This window comes from Streptococcus mitis (genome assembly GCF_009496155.1).
In the GTDB taxonomy this organism is placed as follows: Bacteria; Bacillota; Bacilli; order Lactobacillales; family Streptococcaceae; genus Streptococcus; species Streptococcus mitis_BQ.
The window spans coordinates 61,835-78,620 of record NZ_WIJP01000002.1; the positions used below are offsets into that span (position 1 = coordinate 61,835).

The window sequence follows — 16,786 nt, forward strand, 5'->3', positions numbered from 1 at the left end:
AGATAATATTTATATGTTCCTGAATGATAGGAATTTATGGACTAGATGCAAAAAAAGATGCGTGAAAATCAATCACACATCAAATATAAAAAAACTATATAAAGTATAACATACAAAAAGGAGAAAGACAATGACAAAATTTGTAACTAAAAAAGACTTAATGAAATTAGGTTTTTCATCATGGCAAGGAATGATGTTAGTTAAACAAGCTAAGGCAAAACTTGCTAGTCAGGGCTTAACATGGTACGAAAGTAAAGGACTTGGACGAGTTCCTTTAGAAACTGTTGAGGAACTTCTTGGAGTTAAAATTGACTTTGAGAATGTCGAAGATACTCAAGACTATGCCTAAAAAAAGTAATGTCTATTATGATAAAGAGACAAAAACATATTATTCCGTTGCGTCTCTTGGTTTTGATAAAATTACTGGCAAGAGAATGCAGAAGAAAAAGCGTGGTTTTAAAACACAAAAAGAAGCCAAAGACTGGCATACTGAAACCATGGCAAAACACTCTAAAAAGGCAATTACAAACGGCATAAAGTTGACTTTTAAGATGTTTCTTGATAACTATTATATCCCACACTATGAAAAAACGGTGTCAGCACGTACTTTTTATACCTTTTCGTCAAATTTAAAAAGGTTAGCATATTTTTATGATATGAAAATAGTGGATATTAAGCCGATCCATGTAGGATATTGGCAGACAGAATTATTAAAGGAAGAGTTATCAAATACTTATGTTAGATTGTTACATGGAACTTTGGTATCAATTTTCAACTTTGCTTTAAAGCTAGAAGTCATCTATGAAAATTCGGCTACAAAACTAGGTAATGTTTCCAAAAAGCGACAAGAGGTCGATTTTTGGACGGTAGAAGAATTTCAGACTTTTATATCAAGTTTCGACTTAAACAAGTATAAGGAGCGTTTATATTATACTGCTTTTACTTTATTCTTTATGACTGGTTTGAGAAAAAGTGAGTTACAAGCCCTAACATGGCAAGATATAGATTTCTCTGATAATTCTCTTATGGTCAACAAATCTTTATACTATAAGAGTAAAAATGATTGGATTATTAATCCGACAAAGACAATAACAGGTATTAGAAAAATCTATTTAGACAAAACAACTGTAAAAATCCTTTCTGATTGGGAAAAATGGCAAAAGGTAGAAAATAACGATTTTGTTTTTTCTCAAAAAGGTTCTCCTATGTCCCCTACTAGTTTTCAGTATATGTTAAAAAAACATTGTGAACTTGTTAATGTTAAACCTATCCGTATACACGCTTTAAGACACTCCCATGCTAGTTTACTGCTTTCTTTAGGAATGAATGATTTGGAACTCCAAAATAGGCTAGGACATACGAATATAAGCACTACGCTAGGTACATACTCCCATTTACGTCCTACGGCTATGAAGGAGGTAGCAGATAAGCTAGATGGCATACTCTCAATTAAATGATTTAAATATTTTTTAGTCTGTAAATAGCGAAGTCTTTTGCAGATTAAAAAGTATTGCAAAAGGCAATAAGATTTCACTTATTGCCTTTTAAGTTTCCAAAATTGTTGCCGTTTTGCTATATACTTGCAATAGACCTTGATTTCACGCTACTTTCACTAATTTATTACTTATAGCTCTATTATATCAAAAAACCAAGACACAAACAAAAAAGCCACCTAATTGGATGACTCCCAAGTTTAGCACTTATGTGGTATAATATTCTACGGCACTGCCACACCGCCTACGAAAGGAGGTGAGATAGCCCATGATGGAATTAGTACTCAAAACTATCATCGGACCAATTGTGGTCGGTGTCGTTCTTCGATTAGTCGACAAATGGCTAAACAAGGACAAATAGTGTCAAAAAAGACCTCAAGCTTATTTGGACGTGAGCTTGGGGTCTTTTCTAGCCTATGATATAGAACTAGTACTCAATTCCTTTTTATTATCCCATAGTTCACAAAATTTGTCAAAGTTTTACATTCTCGACTTCTCAAGATTTAACTACTGTACAACAAAACGGTCAAGATTAAGAGAAAGTTAGGGATTCTATCAATTTCATAAAAATTTTGATTTCGTAAACGAAGAGACAAGCTTACATGTCACTCCTCATTTAATACGCCACTACTAGACAAGCAAAATCATTATTACAGTAGTTCCAGTCCTTCAATTAACAGTCACTTACATTCAAAGTGAGGTTGAAGTAGCTGAAGTAACAGCAAACCTATTTCTTAGTCATATTCGCTAAAAAGATCCCCGCCAATTCCCCGACCAAAATCCGAAAAATATCGAAAAATATCGAAAAATGATTTTTAGAATAGTCCCCAAAAGCCTGAAATAGAGCCAAAAAACTCCACCTGATTGGGTGGAGTTAAGGGAGATTATTATGAAAAAGAAAAGTTTAGGATTTTATTAAATAAAGTTAGGAGGTCTTTATTTAATAACTATATGATACAAGACGAAGCTTAAAACTAGCTTAACTTTTTTCAAATTCTACCATTTTTCAAAAAATTTCTATTACCATCACCTCACCCCACAAAAAAGCCACCTGATTGGGTGACTTCATTAGGAGATTATGATGAAAAAAAGTTTTAGGATTTCATTAAATAAAGTTAGGAGGTCTTTATTTAATGACTATATGATACTAGACCATCCTTAAACTTTGCTTAAGAAAAAACTAATTTTGTTATTTTTCTCTGTTTATCCAAGTCATCCCTATACAATTATAGGTGGATAAGATTTCAAAGCCCATAGAACGATAGAATCCCAAGGTTCTTTCTGTCTGGTCTGTCACCAGCTGGACTTGATAGGCATCTTTGTAATCCTCTAAAGCCTCTTTCATCAAGGCGCTACCAATCCCTTGACGCTGATAGATTGGTAAAACAATTAAATCCTGAACCAATACTGATGAGAATCCATCTCCAACCAAACGAATCAAGCCCACCACAGCATCACCATCAAGTGCCAGATAAATTACTAATGAATGAGACAAGGCCTGAGCCAGCATCTGAGGTTGATGGGTATAATTTGTCCAACCGACAGCCTGATAGAGATGCAAAACATCCTCTAGCTTGACAATTTCTTGCTTTTTAATAGTAATCATCTCAACACCTCTTAAATCTCTCTCAAGCTCTTGTACTGTCGTCCATTTTTATCAAAGTTTTCAGGAACCAACCACGTTTCCAAACGATCTTTGACTTTGGGCCAGTCCTTATCAATCATAGACAACCAATCCGTATCCCTCGTACGCCCCTTATAAACCACTGCCTGACGGAAAGTTCCTTCATAGACAAATCCCAAACGATCCGCAGCTCGTCTGGATGGCAGGTTAAGAGCATCGCATTTCCACTCATAGCGACGATAGTTAAGCTCCTCAAAGACATAGCAAGCCAAGAGATACTGGGCTTCTGTTCCTATCCGTGTCCCCCTGAGCTCTGGAGAAAAAGTGACAGCTCCCACTTCTATTACTCGGTTATTCTGGTCAATGCGCATGAGAGAAAATGTTCCCAAAGCCTTACCAGTTGCCTTGTCTACAATCGCATAGTAAAAGCGATCCTTACGAGCCAACATCTGATTTAAAAGGCTGACCAACTCCTCTATATCTGCGACTGACTCCTGAAAGAGGTAGGTCCACATTTCCCGAGGCGTATCAGGGCCATAAACAGCTAGCAAATCCCTCGCATGCTTTTCTACCGATAGAGCCTCTATCCTAGCATAACGCCCTTCTAAGAAATCAATAGAAGGCAATTCACCTGGTGTATAACCTTCCATTGACTCCCCAATCATTTGACCATATTCATTTACTGGCATTTTTCTTCTCCTTGTTTTACGCTGAAAATACTATATCACAAATTGTTCTCTTTGGAAACTGACACTGGCTTAAAACTTCATCCTCAACACTATATTAGTGACCCGTTTTCTGTCTTTTATCCTCTAAGGCTTGATTAATTCGTTGAGTGAGTTTGTGAGTTTGCCAGATTTGATACAACCATATCAATCCATAAATTAACAAGAAAAAGAACCAAAGCAAGGGACTCCACAAGTCTGAACCCCAACCAAAAAATAGAGAGATCAATACTAAGATAGTAGCCGTCACTAATAAATGAACTCCTACACGTATACTAAAAGCAAGAAACTCTAGCTTTTCAAGTATTAAAGTCAATACCCCCATAATTCCACCCATTAAAAACAGAGCTAGAATATTTTTTATCATTGGTTCAGGATAGGTAATACCTGGATAACACTGAGCTAATAGCATCATACTCAAATAAAAGAAGGAAGCCGTACGCATTCCCGATACAAAATAATCAATTAATCGTTTCATGATTTTCTCCTATAAACCTAGATAATTCATTAAGGACTTAACGTATTTCCGACTCACACTAGATTTGATGCCCCGAGTCATTTTAGCCATCATGTTCCCTGAAAAACTATCTGATAACGATTCTAAGTGGTCAATGTTTATAATTGAATGGCGTGATATCTGTATAAAGTTACGTCGGTTAATCCTATTCTGAAAGTTTGTCAATGTTTCCTTAGTTTTATAAATCCCGTCTACCGTATAAATGGTCAACAAGTTCTTATCGATATCTGCTAAAATAAGATCCTCAATTTTCACCATAAGCAGATGATCATCCGTTCGAATAGGAATGACCACCTGATTGGTCGTTGAAAATTGTTCTAAATACTCCATGACTTCCCTTGCTTGGTCAGTTAACTGAGCTGCCTGAATTACAATATGTGGGTCCTTTTCGGAAAATTCTGCCTTCATTTCAAAACGAATCTTCATTTTCTCTCCAATATACTTTTATTTTCTCCTACTAAATACTTTAACAAATAAAAGCCAAAGAAGAATAGCGACGAGACTGATAATAACCACTATAAAGTATGTCTCTTCCTTTGTCAATAGTTCTTGCCAGTTGATTTGGATTCCCATTTTTTCTTGAAATTCCTTTAACAATCTGCTATTTCCTGTAAATGCGGTCTCTAATGGTTCTTTCATTAAAATTTGTCGATAAAGAGAAGCAATATAAGTTGCAGGGGTACACTTCATGATAATCTGTGCAAAATCAGGTAAAACTCCAATAGGGACATAAGTTCCTACTAAAAATCCAGAAGCAGTTCCCACTATAGTTGCCAGTTTGCCAAGACTATCTACAGATTGAAAACGATAAATCAAGAGAATATTTATCAAACTTGAAAGCAGACTACTTAACAACATAATCAAAGCAATTTCCGGTAAATGACTGATAACTGGACTTTCTTTAAAATAAAGCCCCATAACAGCAAACATAAACACCTGCATGACAAAAGAGATGGCAATACTACTGATTAGATAGGACACCTGTAAACCCCAGCTACCTAAATCTGTCAAGAAGAGATCTTGATCCACTTGATTTTCACGATCCTGTACCATTTGTGTAAGAGCCGTAAAACTGGTTGTAATCCCAGTCACAGCCAAGGTCCCACCCATCAGCCAGTTATTTAAAAGGTTCGTATTATCAGGGAGTTGGGACCAAGCATCCGTCAAGTTCTTCTGCAAAAAAATGATATAAAGGAGGAAGGAAATCAATGCCCCCAATAATGAGAAAAATACTCCTGAACGATTACGAAAATATAAGATAAAATTCCGTTTCAATAAAGCTAACATTACCGAACCTCTCTTCCTGTAAGTGCAATAAAGGCATCATCCATGGTACCTGGACGAAACTCAAAAGAATCAATTTCTTCTCGTACTTTTGCCAAATATTCAATAGCTTCCAGTGATGTCCCTGGGTAAAAAAGATATTCCAACTCATTTTCTTCCTTTACTGTCATTCCAGTCTGTAGCAACTTTTCTAAATCCTTCATTTCCTTAAAACGAATTTTTAGAATATTAGATGCATACTGACTTTTAATAGCCGTCGCAGAACCTTGCGCAATCACTTTCCCATGATCAACGATATAGATCTGATTTGCTTCATCCGCTTCATCCAGATAATGAGTCGTTAAGATAATAGTCATCCCTTCATCCTTTTGTAGTCTAGACAGTAAATCCCAAATGGCTTTGCGAGTCTGAATATCTAGACCTGTCGTTGGTTCATCTAAGAAAAGAATATCTGGCTGTGAAAGAAGAGCACGCGCAATATCAACCCTACGTTTTTGCCCACCTGACAAAGTCCCATATAGTTGCTTCTGGAAAGCAGTCAAACCCAGTTGATGGATCAAATCATCCACACGACTTGCTACAATCTCCTTATACTGTTGAGCACGAATCGTAAGATTTTCTCTAACCGTCAACATCTCATCCAGTACACTAGCTTGAAAAACAACTCCTATTTTCGTATTTGGCGCATATCGAATCTGACCTTTTGTAGGCTTTTTCAAACCGATTAACATGGAAATGGTGGTTGATTTCCCTGCACCATTGGGACCCAAAATAGCATTAAAACTCCCTTTTTCAAACTCTAACTGAATATCGTCAACAGCCATATAATCGCCGTACCATTTGGTCAAATGTTTAGCTTGTAAAATCATATTTCTTCCCTCCTTTTATCTCACTAGTTTAACAAAAAGTATGAAAGAAAAATCGACTTTTGAGATAAGTGGTTGAAATGAGAGGTTAAGTGGTGAGATGGTGGAAACAGAATTATATTTTCATTCAAAAAATCCTCCAGATTCTACTCTGAAGGATTCCTATCTTATTTCACAACGATATTAACGAGTTTGTTAGGTACTGCAATCACCTTCACGATTTCCTTACCGTCAATTTCCGCTCTGACTTTTTCGTCAGCGAGAGCAATTTCTTGTAATTCTTCACGTGATAGGTCTTTAGCGACCATGAGTTTGGCACGGACTTTACCTTTGATTTGGACGACGATTTCGATTTCGTCTTCAACCAATTTGCTTTCATCCCAAGTTGGCCAAGCCACGTAAGAGATAGATTCTCCTGTTGCTGCAACTGTTTGCCAGAGCTCTTCTGCCAAGTGAGGCGCAAATGGTGCGATCAATTGGATAAATCCTTTAGCGTAGTCTACATAAAGCTTGTCTTCCTTGTTAGCCGCGTTGACAAAGACCATAAGTTGGGCAATGGCTGTGTTGAATTTGAGGGACTCAATTTGCTCAGTGACAGCTTTAACAGTTTCGTTGTAAACCTTGTCAAGAGCGCCATTGTTTTTCGCAACAATGTCCTTACTTGTAATCAAACGGTAAACACGGTCAAGGAACTTACGACTTCCTTCCAGACCTTCTTCTGACCAAGCAATCGAAGCATCAAGTGGTCCCATAAACATTTCATAAACACGAAGGGTATCGGCACCGTATTGCTCTACCACATCGTCTGGGTTAACAACGTTCTTGAGGGACTTAGACATCTTGGCTGGCGCTTGTTCCAATTCTTCTCCTGTTTCCACATGGAAGAAGGAACCGTCACGTTTTTCAACCTTATCAGTTGCCACAAGAGCCCCACGGTGGTCACGGTAGCTTGTTCCCAAAATCATTCCTTGGTTAAAGAGTTTTTGGAATGGTTCCTTAGTTGGAACGACACCAAGGTCATAGAGGAATTTGTGCCAGAAACGAGCGTAAAGCAAGTGAAGAACGGCATGCTCTGCTCCACCCACGTAGATATCTACTGGCAACCATTGTTTGAGAAGGTCCTCATCGGCCAATTTCTCAGTATTGTGTGGGTCAATATAGCGGAGATAGTACCAGCTTGAACCTGCCCATTGTGGCATGGTGTTGGTTTCACGACGACCTTTGACACCATCTTCACGAGTCACTTCAAGCCAGTCTGTCAAGTTAGCTAGTGGACTTTCACCAGTACCTGAGGGACGGATGTCCTTGGTTACTGGCAAGACAAGTGGCAATTCACTTTCAGGGACAGCTGTTGACGTTCCATCTTCCCAATGAATGATAGGAATTGGTTCACCCCAGTAACGTTGACGGCTAAAGAGCCAGTCGCGGAGACGGTAGGTAACCTTCTCTTGTCCACAGCCGTTTTCTTCCAACCAAGTTACAATCTTGGCAATAGCAGCTTCTTTGTTCAATCCATCTAGGAAGTCTGAATTGACATGCAGGCCATCTTCTGTGTAGGCAGCTTCTTCAACGTTTCCACCTTCAAGCACTTCTACGATTGAAAGATCAAATTGTTTGGCAAATTCCCAGTCACGTTGATCGTGGGCAGGCACAGCCATAACGGCACCTGTACCATAGCTAGCAAGAACATAGTCCGCAATCCAGATTGGAATTTCCTTGCCATTGACAGGATTGATGGCATAAGCACCAGTCCAAACACCAGTTTTTTCTTTGGCAAGGTCTGTACGAGCCAAGTCTGACTTGAGGCTGGCTTGATGTTTGTAGTCTGCTACTGCTTCTGCTTGCTCTGAACTTGTGATTGCATCAACCAAGTCATGCTCAGGAGCCAAGACAGTGAAAGTCGCACCAAAAAGAGTATCAGGACGAGTGGTAAAGACTGTGAATTCCTTGTCTGTTCCTTTTACTTTGAAAGTTACATTTGCACCAGTTGATTTACCAATCCAGTTGCGTTGCATGTCCTTGATAGACTCTGGCCAGTCAAGTTCATCTAAGTCATTGAGCAAGCGCTCTGCGTAAGCCGTGATTTTGAGCATCCATTGGCGCATTGGTTTGCGGACAACTGGATAGCCTCCACGTTCAGAAGTTCCGTCAGGAAGAACTTCTTCATTGGCAATGGCAGTTCCCAATTCCTCAACCCAGTTTACGGGCACTTCCGCTTCATAGGCCAAGCCTTTTTCATAAAGCTTGGTAAAAATCCACTGTGTCCACTTGTAGTAGTTTGGATCTGTCGTGTTAACTTCACGATCCCAGTCGTAAGAAAATCCAAGCGCATTAATTTGGCGTTTGAAGTTGGCAATGTTTTCAGCTGTAAATTCTGCTGGGTCATTCCCCGTATCCATAGCGTATTGCTCCGCAGGCAAACCAAAGGCATCCCAACCCATTGGGTGAAGGACATTGTAGCCTTGCGCACGTTTGTAACGACTGAGGATATCGGTTGCTGTATAACCTTCTGGGTGTCCTACGTGCAGACCCGCTCCAGACGGATAAGGGAACATGTCAAGCGCATAAAACTTCGGTTTTGATGCATCTGTTCCTGTCTTAAATGTATGATGTTCTGCCCAGTAGCCCTGCCACTTAGGCTCAATTTCTTTATGATTGTAAAAACTCATGGTCTCTCTCCAATTTTGTGATGTTACTATTATACCATTTTTGAGGGAATTTGAAAGACGAGAAATGTTCTTTTAGATTTGGATGACAAGAAAGTTCGAATAGCAAATCCAACTTATTTATCAGTATAAAAAATTAGCTCTCACTTAAAATTAACTTATATCGATTATTTAACTCTTCCATCTTTTTCCCCTAGCGTCTTTGACTCATATTTCCTGTTTTAGATTTCTTTAAGGTTTTTATTATATCCTATAGAACTCTGCAAATTATAAATGTTGACCAAATTGTAGAGTAAAAACGTTCGTAAAAAAAGGAGATTCTTATGAAAAAACTACTATTCTTTCTCTCTTGTGGATGGATATTTCTTACTTTATCAGGATGTTCTTCAACAACAGAAGCGGAAACTGAAACAGATTCGGATAATGCTTTGGTTATCTACTCGCCTAACCCTGAAGATCTTATCGAAGAGACAATCCCTGCCTTCGAAGAAAAATATGGTATTAAGGTTGATTTAGTACAAGCCAGCACGGGTGAGTTGTTCAAAAAAGCTGAGGCCGAAAAAGAAGCCCCAGTAGCCGATGTCATTTTCGGAGGCTCCTACGCCCTCTTCTCTTCTAACGAAAAACTTTTTGAACCTTATATTTCCCAAGAAAACGACCAGATCATCCCTGAATATCAAAATAAAACAGGATTCTACACCCCTTATACACTGGATGTCAGTGTTATCATTGCCAATTCAGCTCTTACAAAAGATATTAAAATTGAAGGCTACAATGATCTGCTCAATCCTAAATTAAAAGGAAAAATCGCTACTGCTGATCCAAGTAACGCATCTAGCGCCTTTGCACAATTAACAAACATGCTTGTAGATCAAGGTGGATACGAAAATGAACAAGCTTGGACCTATGTGAAAAATCTCTTTACCCTAGTAGATGGAAAGATTGCATCTAGCTCTTCAAATGTTTACAAAGCTGTCGCCGATGGAGAAATGGCTGTAGGACTCACCTATGAAGATCCTGCCTTAAAACTCTTAAACGATGGAGTTGATGTAAAAGTCATTTATCCAAAAGAAGGAACCGTCTTTTTACCTGGTAACGCAGCTATCGTCAAAAACGCCAAACATATGGACAATGCTAAGAAGTTTATCGATTTCCTCCTTTCTCAAGAAATCCAAGATAAACTAGGAACTGAAACTACAATCAGACCCATTCGTAAAAATGCTAAAACCAATAAAAATATGAAGGCTATGACAGAAATCAATGTTGCCACTGAAGATTCAGATTATGTCATCAAGAACAAATCTGCTATTCTTAAAAAGTACAATGATATTTTCACAGATATTCAATCTAAACAGTAAAAGAGGTTCACTATGAGTGAGATCAAAATTATTAACGCCAAAAAAATCTACCACGATGTTCCTGTTATTGATAATTTAAATATTACAGTTCCCAAAGGAAGTCTCTTTACCATCCTTGGTCCTTCAGGGTGTGGGAAAACGACTCTTCTTCGTATGATTGCAGGTTTCAACAGTATCGAAGGCGGAGAATTTTACTTCGATGATACAAAAATCAATAATATGGAACCCAGCAAACGCAATATCGGGATGGTTTTCCAAAACTACGCTATTTTCCCACATTTGACTGTCCGAGATAATGTCGCTTTTGGTCTCAAGCAAAAGAAGGTTCCAAAAGAAGAATTGATTCAACAAACCAATAAATATCTTGAACTCATGCAAATTGCTCAATATGCAGATCGGAAGCCCGATAAACTCAGTGGTGGACAACAACAACGTGTCGCCTTGGCACGTGCCTTAGCGGTTAATCCAAGTGTTCTCCTCATGGATGAGCCACTTAGTAATCTGGATGCCAAACTTCGCTTGGATATGCGTCAAGCCATTCGAGAAATCCAACACGAAGTGGGAATTACAACTGTTTATGTAACCCACGACCAAGAAGAAGCGATGGCTATTTCAGACCAAATTGCTGTTATGAAAGACGGAGTCATCCAACAAATCGGCCGACCAAAAGAACTCTATCATAAACCAGCTAATGAGTTTGTAGCAACCTTTATCGGACGAACAAATATTATCCCTGCCAATCTTGAAAAACGAAGCGACGGCGCTTATATCATCTTTTCAGATGGCTATGCCCTTCGAATGCCAGCTCTTGATCAAGCTGAGGAGCAAGCTATTCATGTAAGCATTCGTCCCGAAGAGTTTATCAAAGATGAATCTGGAGATATTGAAGGAACTATTAGCGATAGCGTCTATCTTGGACTGAATACTGAATACTTCATCGAAACAGGATTTGCCTCAAAAATTCAAGTTAGCGAAGAATCAACTTTTGAAGAAGATCTACAAAAAGGCGATCGTATTCGTCTACGAATCAATACTCAAAAATTAAACGTCTTTTCTGCAGATGGTTCACAAAACCTGATAAAAGGAGGCAACCATGGAACGTAAAAAACTAAATATTTGGACAGCCTCCTCTTTCTTCATCTTTCTTACCTATCTTGTCTTTCTCGTTTATCCTATCGTTACCGTGCTCAAGCAAGCACTCATACATGAAGGACAATTTTCACTAGCTAATTTCGTCACTTTTTTTAGTAAAGCCTACTACTCTGAGACACTTGTCAACAGTTTCAAGGTTTCCATTACCGCTACTGTCACTTCCTTAGTTGTAGGAACCTTATTAGCTTACCTCTTTTCCATGTATGACTTCAAGGGGAAGAAATTTCTACAAATATTGATTATCATTGCTTCCATGTCAGCTCCTTTCGTGGGAGCCTACTCCTGGATTCTCTTGCTGGGACGAAATGGGGTCATCACAAAATTCATGACAAGTGCCCTTCATCTTCCAGCTATTGATATTTATGGCTTCAAAGGAATTGTACTTGTCTTTACACTGCAACTATTTCCACTGGTATTTCTATACGTTGCTGGGACAATGAAAAGTATTGACAATTCTCTACTTGAAGCTGCTGAAAGCATGGGTTCCTTCGGATTTAAGCGTATCGTAACAGTTATTTTACCTCTCCTAGTTCCAACCTTACTAGCAGCTTCTCTGCTTGTATTTATGAGAGCATTCTCAGACTTTGGAACGCCTATGTTGATTGGTGAAGGATATCGGACTTTCCCTGTCCTGATTTATACCCAATTTATTAGCGAGGTTGGAGGAAATTCTGCCTTTGCATCTGCTTTAGCAGTTATGGCGATTGTCATTGCCTTGGCGATTTTCCTTATCCAAAAATACATCTCAAACCGCTACAGTTTCAGCATGAATTCGCTCCATCCAATTGAGCCTAAAAAAACTACAAAAGGAAAAATGGCTGCCATTTACGCAACAGTCTACGGAATTATCTTGTTCTCTGTTCTACCTCAAGTCTACTTGATTTATACTTCCTTCCTAAAAACATCAGGTATGGTATTTGTCAAAGGCTATTCTCTAAACAGTTACAAGGTAGCTTTCAATCGTATGGGATCTGCTATTTTCAATACCATTCGTATCCCGTTGATTGCCTTGGTTCTAGTTGTTCTATTTGCAACATTTATCTCCTACCTAGCCGTTAGAAAACGGAATTTATTCACAAACTTAATTGATAGCCTCAGTATGGTACCTTATATTGTACCAGGAACCGTTCTAGGGATTGCCTTCATTTCTTCCTTCAATACTGGTCTATTTGGAAGTGGATTTCTTATGATTACAGGTACTGCTTTCATCTTGATTATGTCTCTATCCGTTAGAAGATTGCCTTATACTATTCGCTCATCTGTTGCTAGTTTGCAACAAATAGCACCAAGTATTGAAGAAGCCGCTGAGAGCTTAGGAAGTAGTCGCCTCAATACCTTTGCCAAGATTACAACTCCAATGATGCTATCTGGTATTATTTCTGGAGCTATCCTATCTTGGGTTACAATGATTTCAGAACTCTCTACTTCTATCCTCCTCTACAATGTCAAAACAAGAACAATGACTGTAGCCATTTATACAGAGGTTCTCAGAGGGAATTACGGTGTAGCCGCAGCCTTGTCAACTATCCTGACTGTTCTAACAGTAGGTTCCTTGCTCTTGTTTATGAAAATCTCTAAAAGCAATAGCATTACACTTTAGTTTTCCCCATCAAAAACAGCCGAAAGGATTACCTTCGGCTGTTTTTTCTTATCTTGATATTCCTATCAAATCCCTAGCTCATGGCAAGTAAGTCTAGACTGATTATACTCAATGAAAATCAAAGAGCAAACTAGGAAACTAGCCGCAGGTTGCTCAAAGCAGTGCTTTGAGGTTGTAGATAAGACTGACGAAGTCAGCTCAAAACACTGTTTTGAGGTTGTGGATAGAACTGACGAAGTCAGTAACCATATCTACTGCAAGACGACGTTGACGCGGTTTGAAGAGATTTTCGAAGAGTATTAAATAGAGGCTTCCTCCATCTTCTCACATCCTAGTTCTCGGTAACTACGGTCGCCGACAACTCCTACGCTAAACTGACCGTCCTCATATTCAAGGATCGTCACGCTACCATTATCGAGACCATGCGGATGCATGCCATTAATCAAATAAACAATGGTTCCAATGGTCATTCCGTGGCTGACAACAAGGGCGTTGCCTCCACCTTGCTCTTCCATTTCTTTTGCAATCGCTTCAAAGCCTTCTTTGATACGACCACTGAGTTTTTCCCAGCCTTCAGCCCAACCAGCTGTATCGACCTCTACCAAGCCCTCAGCCAGTTCAGCATAAGACAATTGGTGAACGTGATCCACATTAAAGATACGAGGAATAATGCCCATGAAAAGATCACCATCATAAGCTCCGTCAAAGCTACCAAAACACCATTCTCTGATACGCTTGTCCATGCGATAAGGGATTTTCCCCTGCAAACCAAGTTCTTCAAGGATAATTCCCATAGTCTGAATGGTGCGACCAGAATCACTCGAATAAGCGCGCTCAAACTGCAAACCAGTTTCTCGCAAACCGATTCCTAATTCTTGAATCCCTCGTTCACCTTCAGCTGTTAAGGGAGTATCGCTCCAACCTTGCGCGCGACCAATCGTGTTAAACATGGTCTTGCCATGACGTACCAAATACAATCGTACTTTTACCATTTTCCGTCCTCCGTTTGCTTCTATTATATCATGGATGATAAAACAAAAGCCACCCATACAGGCGACTTTTGCAGGAGATTATTATGAAAAAGTTTAGGAGTTCATTAAATAAAGATATTAGATGAAAATCAAATTCAAACTAAATCAGTGTTATCTGTTTCAAATAATATTAGGAGGTCTTTATTTAATGATTAAAGTATACACTTCCAACCTTAAATAGAACTTAAAATTTCTCCTATTTTCTTAATTTTTAAAACTATGAATTGGTGCTGGGATTTGTCCTCCACGAGAGATGAAATCAACAGACGAAGCCCCATTGACCTTCATAACAGGCGCAGTTCCTAATAGGCCACCAAACTCAATCATATCGCCTTCTTTTCCTTTTGGAATGATACGAACAGCTGTTGTTTTCATGTTAATGACACCAATTGCAGCTTCGTCTGCAATCATGGCAGCAATGGTTTCAGCAGGTGTATCTTCTGGAATGGCAATCATATCCAAACCAACAGAACAGATAGCCGTCATGGCTTCTAGTTTTTCTAAATTAAGAGAGCCATTTTGCACTGCAGCAATCATTCCTTCATCCTCTGAAACAGGGATAAAGGCACCAGACAAACCACCGACTTGGTTGCAGGCCATCACTCCACCCTTCTTAACTTGATCGTTCAAGAGAGCCAAGGCAGCCGTCGTTCCATGCGCACCAACTGTCTCTAGTCCCATTTCTTCTAGGACACGTGCTACAGAATCTCCAACCGCAGGAGTTGGCGCCAAACTCAAGTCCACAATACCAAACTCCACACCCAGTCTTTCACTAGCCATCTGACCAACCAATTGACCGATACGAGTGATTTTAAAGGCAGTTTTCTTAACTGTTTCGGCTACTACATCAAAGCTCTGTCCACGAACTTTTTCCAAGGCACGTTTCACCACACCAGGACCAGAAACTCCGACATTGATGATAACATCTGCCTCCCCAACACCATGAAAGGCACCCGCCATAAATGGATTGTCCTCAACAGCATTAGCGAATACAACCAACTTGGCCGCTCCCATATCTGATAGATTAGCCGTTTCCTTAATAACTCGTCCCATATCTGCCACAGCCGTCATATTAATACCAGACTTGGTTGAGCCAATATTAACTGACGAGCAAACCTTATCCGTTTCAGCCAAAGCACGAGGAATGGAATTGATGAGAATCTCATCCCCCTTTTGATAACCTTTTTGTACCAAGGCAGAGAAACCACCAATAAAGTCCACACCAATCTCTTTCGCAGCCTTATCAAGCGCTTTTGCCAAAACCACGTAGTCCGTCGCATCTGTAGCTGCCCCAATCAGAGAAATAGGAGTCACCGATACACGCTTATTAACGATAGGAATTCCCAACTCAGCTGCAATTTCATCGCCAACAGCCACTAAATTAGCCGCCTTGGTCGTAATCTTATGATAAATTTTCTCCGCAGCACGATTGATATCTGGATCAATACAGTCCAAAAGGGAAATCCCCATAGTAATGGTTCTGATATCGAAGTTCTGCTCCTCAATCATGGCAATGGTTTCAGTAACTTGTCTAATATCCATATGCGCCTCCTAGATATTATACATAGCTTCGAAAATCGCTGCACTCTGAATGTTGATTTTCACATTCAAAGTTTGCCCAAAAGCTTCAAATTCATTACGAAGATAGGTAAAATCCTGCTTTTCATCACTAGAGACGACAGCCATCATCGTAAAATATTCATCCAAGACAGTTTGAGAGATATCGTCGATATTCAAACCTAATTCTGCAATTTTACCAGAAACACCTGCAACAATTCCAGATTTATCTTTACCAACAACAGTTATAATCGCTTTCATAAGCAAACCCCAATTCTTTTTTTAATAGGAAACCTGAACATTAAACAGGATTCTTTTCAAATAGTATAGCATAATTCTAACTAAAATACTCAAAAACGCCTGCTTACGAAGTTGTTCTTAAGAAAAAAACAATTTCGTAAACAAGCGTCTACTATCCCAACTTATGATGAGTGTTCCCGCTAGGACCGAAATCCTAGCGGTAGACCAGAGCTAGACTAAGAGCACAAGACTCCATCATCATAACACTCAACAAAATTGATGATTTTATACTAATTCGATAATCGCCATTGGCGCTGCATCACCACGACGTGGTTCAGTTTTAAGGATACGAGTGTATCCACCGTTACGTTCAGCATAACGAGGTGCAATTTCTGAGAATAATTTTTGAAGCGCTGTAGTAGAAGTGTACTTATCAGTTGCTTCATCATAGTTTTCAGATGCGATTTCATTACGTACGAAAGCAGCTGCTTGACGACGTGCATGCAAATCACCACGTTTACCTAGAGTAATCATTTTTTCAACAGTTTTACGGATTTCTTTAGCACGAGCTTCAGTTGTCACGATTGATTCGTTGATCAAAAGGTCAGTTGTCAAATCGCGAAGCATTGCTTTACGTTGTGAGCTAGTGCGTCCTAGTTTACGGTAAGCCATT

Annotated in this window: 18 protein-coding genes; 7 read left to right on the forward strand and 11 right to left on the reverse strand. The window is 39.2% G+C overall.

Annotation, left to right across the window (positions count from 1 at the left end; translation table 11 throughout):
* Positions 1 to 130: 130 nt before the first annotated feature.
* From GEZ84_RS01360 to GEZ84_RS01370, 3 genes are all read left to right on the forward strand, one after another.
* A complete protein-coding gene (locus tag GEZ84_RS01360) occupies positions 131 to 349 on the forward strand; it encodes a DUF3173 family protein (protein ID WP_084927962.1) in 219 nt (72 codons plus the stop codon).
* Positions 342 to 1,457, forward strand: a complete 1,116-nt coding sequence (locus tag GEZ84_RS01365) for a tyrosine-type recombinase/integrase (protein ID WP_084928040.1) — start codon at positions 342 to 344, stop codon at positions 1,455 to 1,457. The genes GEZ84_RS01360 and GEZ84_RS01365 overlap by 8 nt, the downstream gene beginning before the upstream one ends.
* A 304-nt stretch (positions 1,458 to 1,761) precedes the next feature.
* The gene (locus tag GEZ84_RS01370; RefSeq protein ID WP_000970382.1) at positions 1,762 to 1,854 is read left to right on the forward strand and encodes a type I toxin-antitoxin system Fst family toxin; all 93 of its coding nucleotides are present in this window, start codon (positions 1,762 to 1,764) and stop codon (positions 1,852 to 1,854) included.
* A gap of 828 nt (positions 1,855 to 2,682) precedes the next feature.
* On the opposite strand, the gene GEZ84_RS01375 is transcribed toward GEZ84_RS01370, so the two are convergent.
* From GEZ84_RS01375 to leuS, 7 genes are all read right to left on the reverse strand, one after another.
* Positions 2,683 to 3,099, reverse strand: coding sequence for a GNAT family N-acetyltransferase (locus GEZ84_RS01375; RefSeq protein ID WP_153223049.1), 417 nt, complete (start codon positions 3,097 to 3,099; stop codon positions 2,683 to 2,685).
* Positions 3,100 to 3,110: 11 nt separating this feature from the next.
* Entirely contained in the window at positions 3,111 to 3,806 is a 696-nt protein-coding gene (locus tag GEZ84_RS01380; protein WP_153223051.1) for a GNAT family N-acetyltransferase, read from the reverse strand.
* A gap of 94 nt (positions 3,807 to 3,900) precedes the next feature.
* Positions 3,901 to 4,320: a DUF3021 domain-containing protein gene (locus GEZ84_RS01385; RefSeq protein WP_153223052.1), complete on the reverse strand. Its 420-nt coding sequence runs from the start codon at positions 4,318 to 4,320 to the stop codon at positions 3,901 to 3,903.
* Positions 4,321 to 4,329: 9 nt separating this feature from the next.
* Entirely contained in the window at positions 4,330 to 4,785 is a 456-nt protein-coding gene (locus GEZ84_RS01390) for a LytTR family DNA-binding domain-containing protein (RefSeq protein ID WP_153223054.1), read from the reverse strand.
* Positions 4,786 to 4,803: 18 nt separating this feature from the next.
* On the reverse strand, positions 4,804 to 5,646 hold the full coding sequence (locus GEZ84_RS01395; protein ID WP_153223056.1) for an ABC transporter permease: 843 nt from the start codon (positions 5,644 to 5,646) through the stop codon (positions 4,804 to 4,806).
* On the reverse strand, positions 5,646 to 6,512 hold the full coding sequence (locus GEZ84_RS01400; RefSeq protein ID WP_153223059.1) for an ABC transporter ATP-binding protein: 867 nt from the start codon (positions 6,510 to 6,512) through the stop codon (positions 5,646 to 5,648). Before GEZ84_RS01400 ends, GEZ84_RS01395 begins: the two co-directional genes overlap by 1 nt.
* Positions 6,513 to 6,676: 164 nt before the next feature.
* Complete coding sequence (leuS, locus tag GEZ84_RS01405; protein ID WP_153223061.1) at positions 6,677 to 9,178, reverse strand: leucine--tRNA ligase; 2,502 nt, start codon at positions 9,176 to 9,178, stop codon at positions 6,677 to 6,679.
* A gap of 320 nt (positions 9,179 to 9,498) precedes the next feature.
* Between leuS and GEZ84_RS01410 the strand changes: the two genes are divergently transcribed.
* From GEZ84_RS01410 to GEZ84_RS10770, 4 genes are all read left to right on the forward strand, one after another.
* The gene (locus GEZ84_RS01410) at positions 9,499 to 10,533 is read left to right on the forward strand and encodes an ABC transporter substrate-binding protein (RefSeq protein WP_153223062.1); all 1,035 of its coding nucleotides are present in this window, start codon (positions 9,499 to 9,501) and stop codon (positions 10,531 to 10,533) included.
* A 12-nt stretch (positions 10,534 to 10,545) separates the two neighbouring features.
* The gene (locus GEZ84_RS01415) at positions 10,546 to 11,637 is read left to right on the forward strand and encodes an ABC transporter ATP-binding protein (protein ID WP_153223063.1); all 1,092 of its coding nucleotides are present in this window, start codon (positions 10,546 to 10,548) and stop codon (positions 11,635 to 11,637) included.
* Positions 11,627 to 13,285 carry an ABC transporter permease gene (locus GEZ84_RS01420; protein ID WP_153223064.1) on the forward strand — a complete coding sequence of 553 codons (1,659 nt, stop codon included), beginning with the start codon at positions 11,627 to 11,629 and terminating at the stop codon, positions 13,283 to 13,285. Before GEZ84_RS01415 ends, GEZ84_RS01420 begins: the two co-directional genes overlap by 11 nt.
* Positions 13,286 to 13,396: 111 nt before the next feature.
* Positions 13,397 to 13,588, forward strand: coding sequence for a hypothetical protein (locus GEZ84_RS10770; RefSeq protein ID WP_228113004.1), 192 nt, complete (start codon positions 13,397 to 13,399; stop codon positions 13,586 to 13,588).
* Here the strand turns inward: GEZ84_RS10770 and GEZ84_RS01430 are convergent.
* The 4 genes from GEZ84_RS01430 to rplQ all read right to left on the reverse strand — a co-directional run bounded on the left by GEZ84_RS01430 (position 13,585) and on the right by rplQ (position 16,785).
* A complete protein-coding gene (locus GEZ84_RS01430; protein ID WP_153223065.1) occupies positions 13,585 to 14,277 on the reverse strand; it encodes a histidine phosphatase family protein in 693 nt (230 codons plus the stop codon). The two genes, GEZ84_RS10770 and GEZ84_RS01430, sit on opposite strands and share 4 nt — an antisense overlap.
* 243 nt (positions 14,278 to 14,520) lie before the next feature.
* Positions 14,521 to 15,858 (reverse strand): PFL family protein, encoded by a 1,338-nt coding sequence (locus tag GEZ84_RS01435; protein ID WP_153223066.1) that lies wholly within the window; start codon positions 15,856 to 15,858, stop codon positions 14,521 to 14,523.
* Positions 15,859 to 15,867: 9 nt separating this feature from the next.
* A complete protein-coding gene (locus tag GEZ84_RS01440) occupies positions 15,868 to 16,134 on the reverse strand; it encodes an ACT domain-containing protein (protein WP_000644124.1) in 267 nt (88 codons plus the stop codon).
* A gap of 264 nt (positions 16,135 to 16,398) precedes the next feature.
* Positions 16,399 to 16,785 carry a 50S ribosomal protein L17 gene (gene rplQ / locus GEZ84_RS01445; protein WP_000331493.1) on the reverse strand — a complete coding sequence of 129 codons (387 nt, stop codon included), beginning with the start codon at positions 16,783 to 16,785 and terminating at the stop codon, positions 16,399 to 16,401.
* Between the last annotated feature and the right edge of the window lies 1 nt (position 16,786).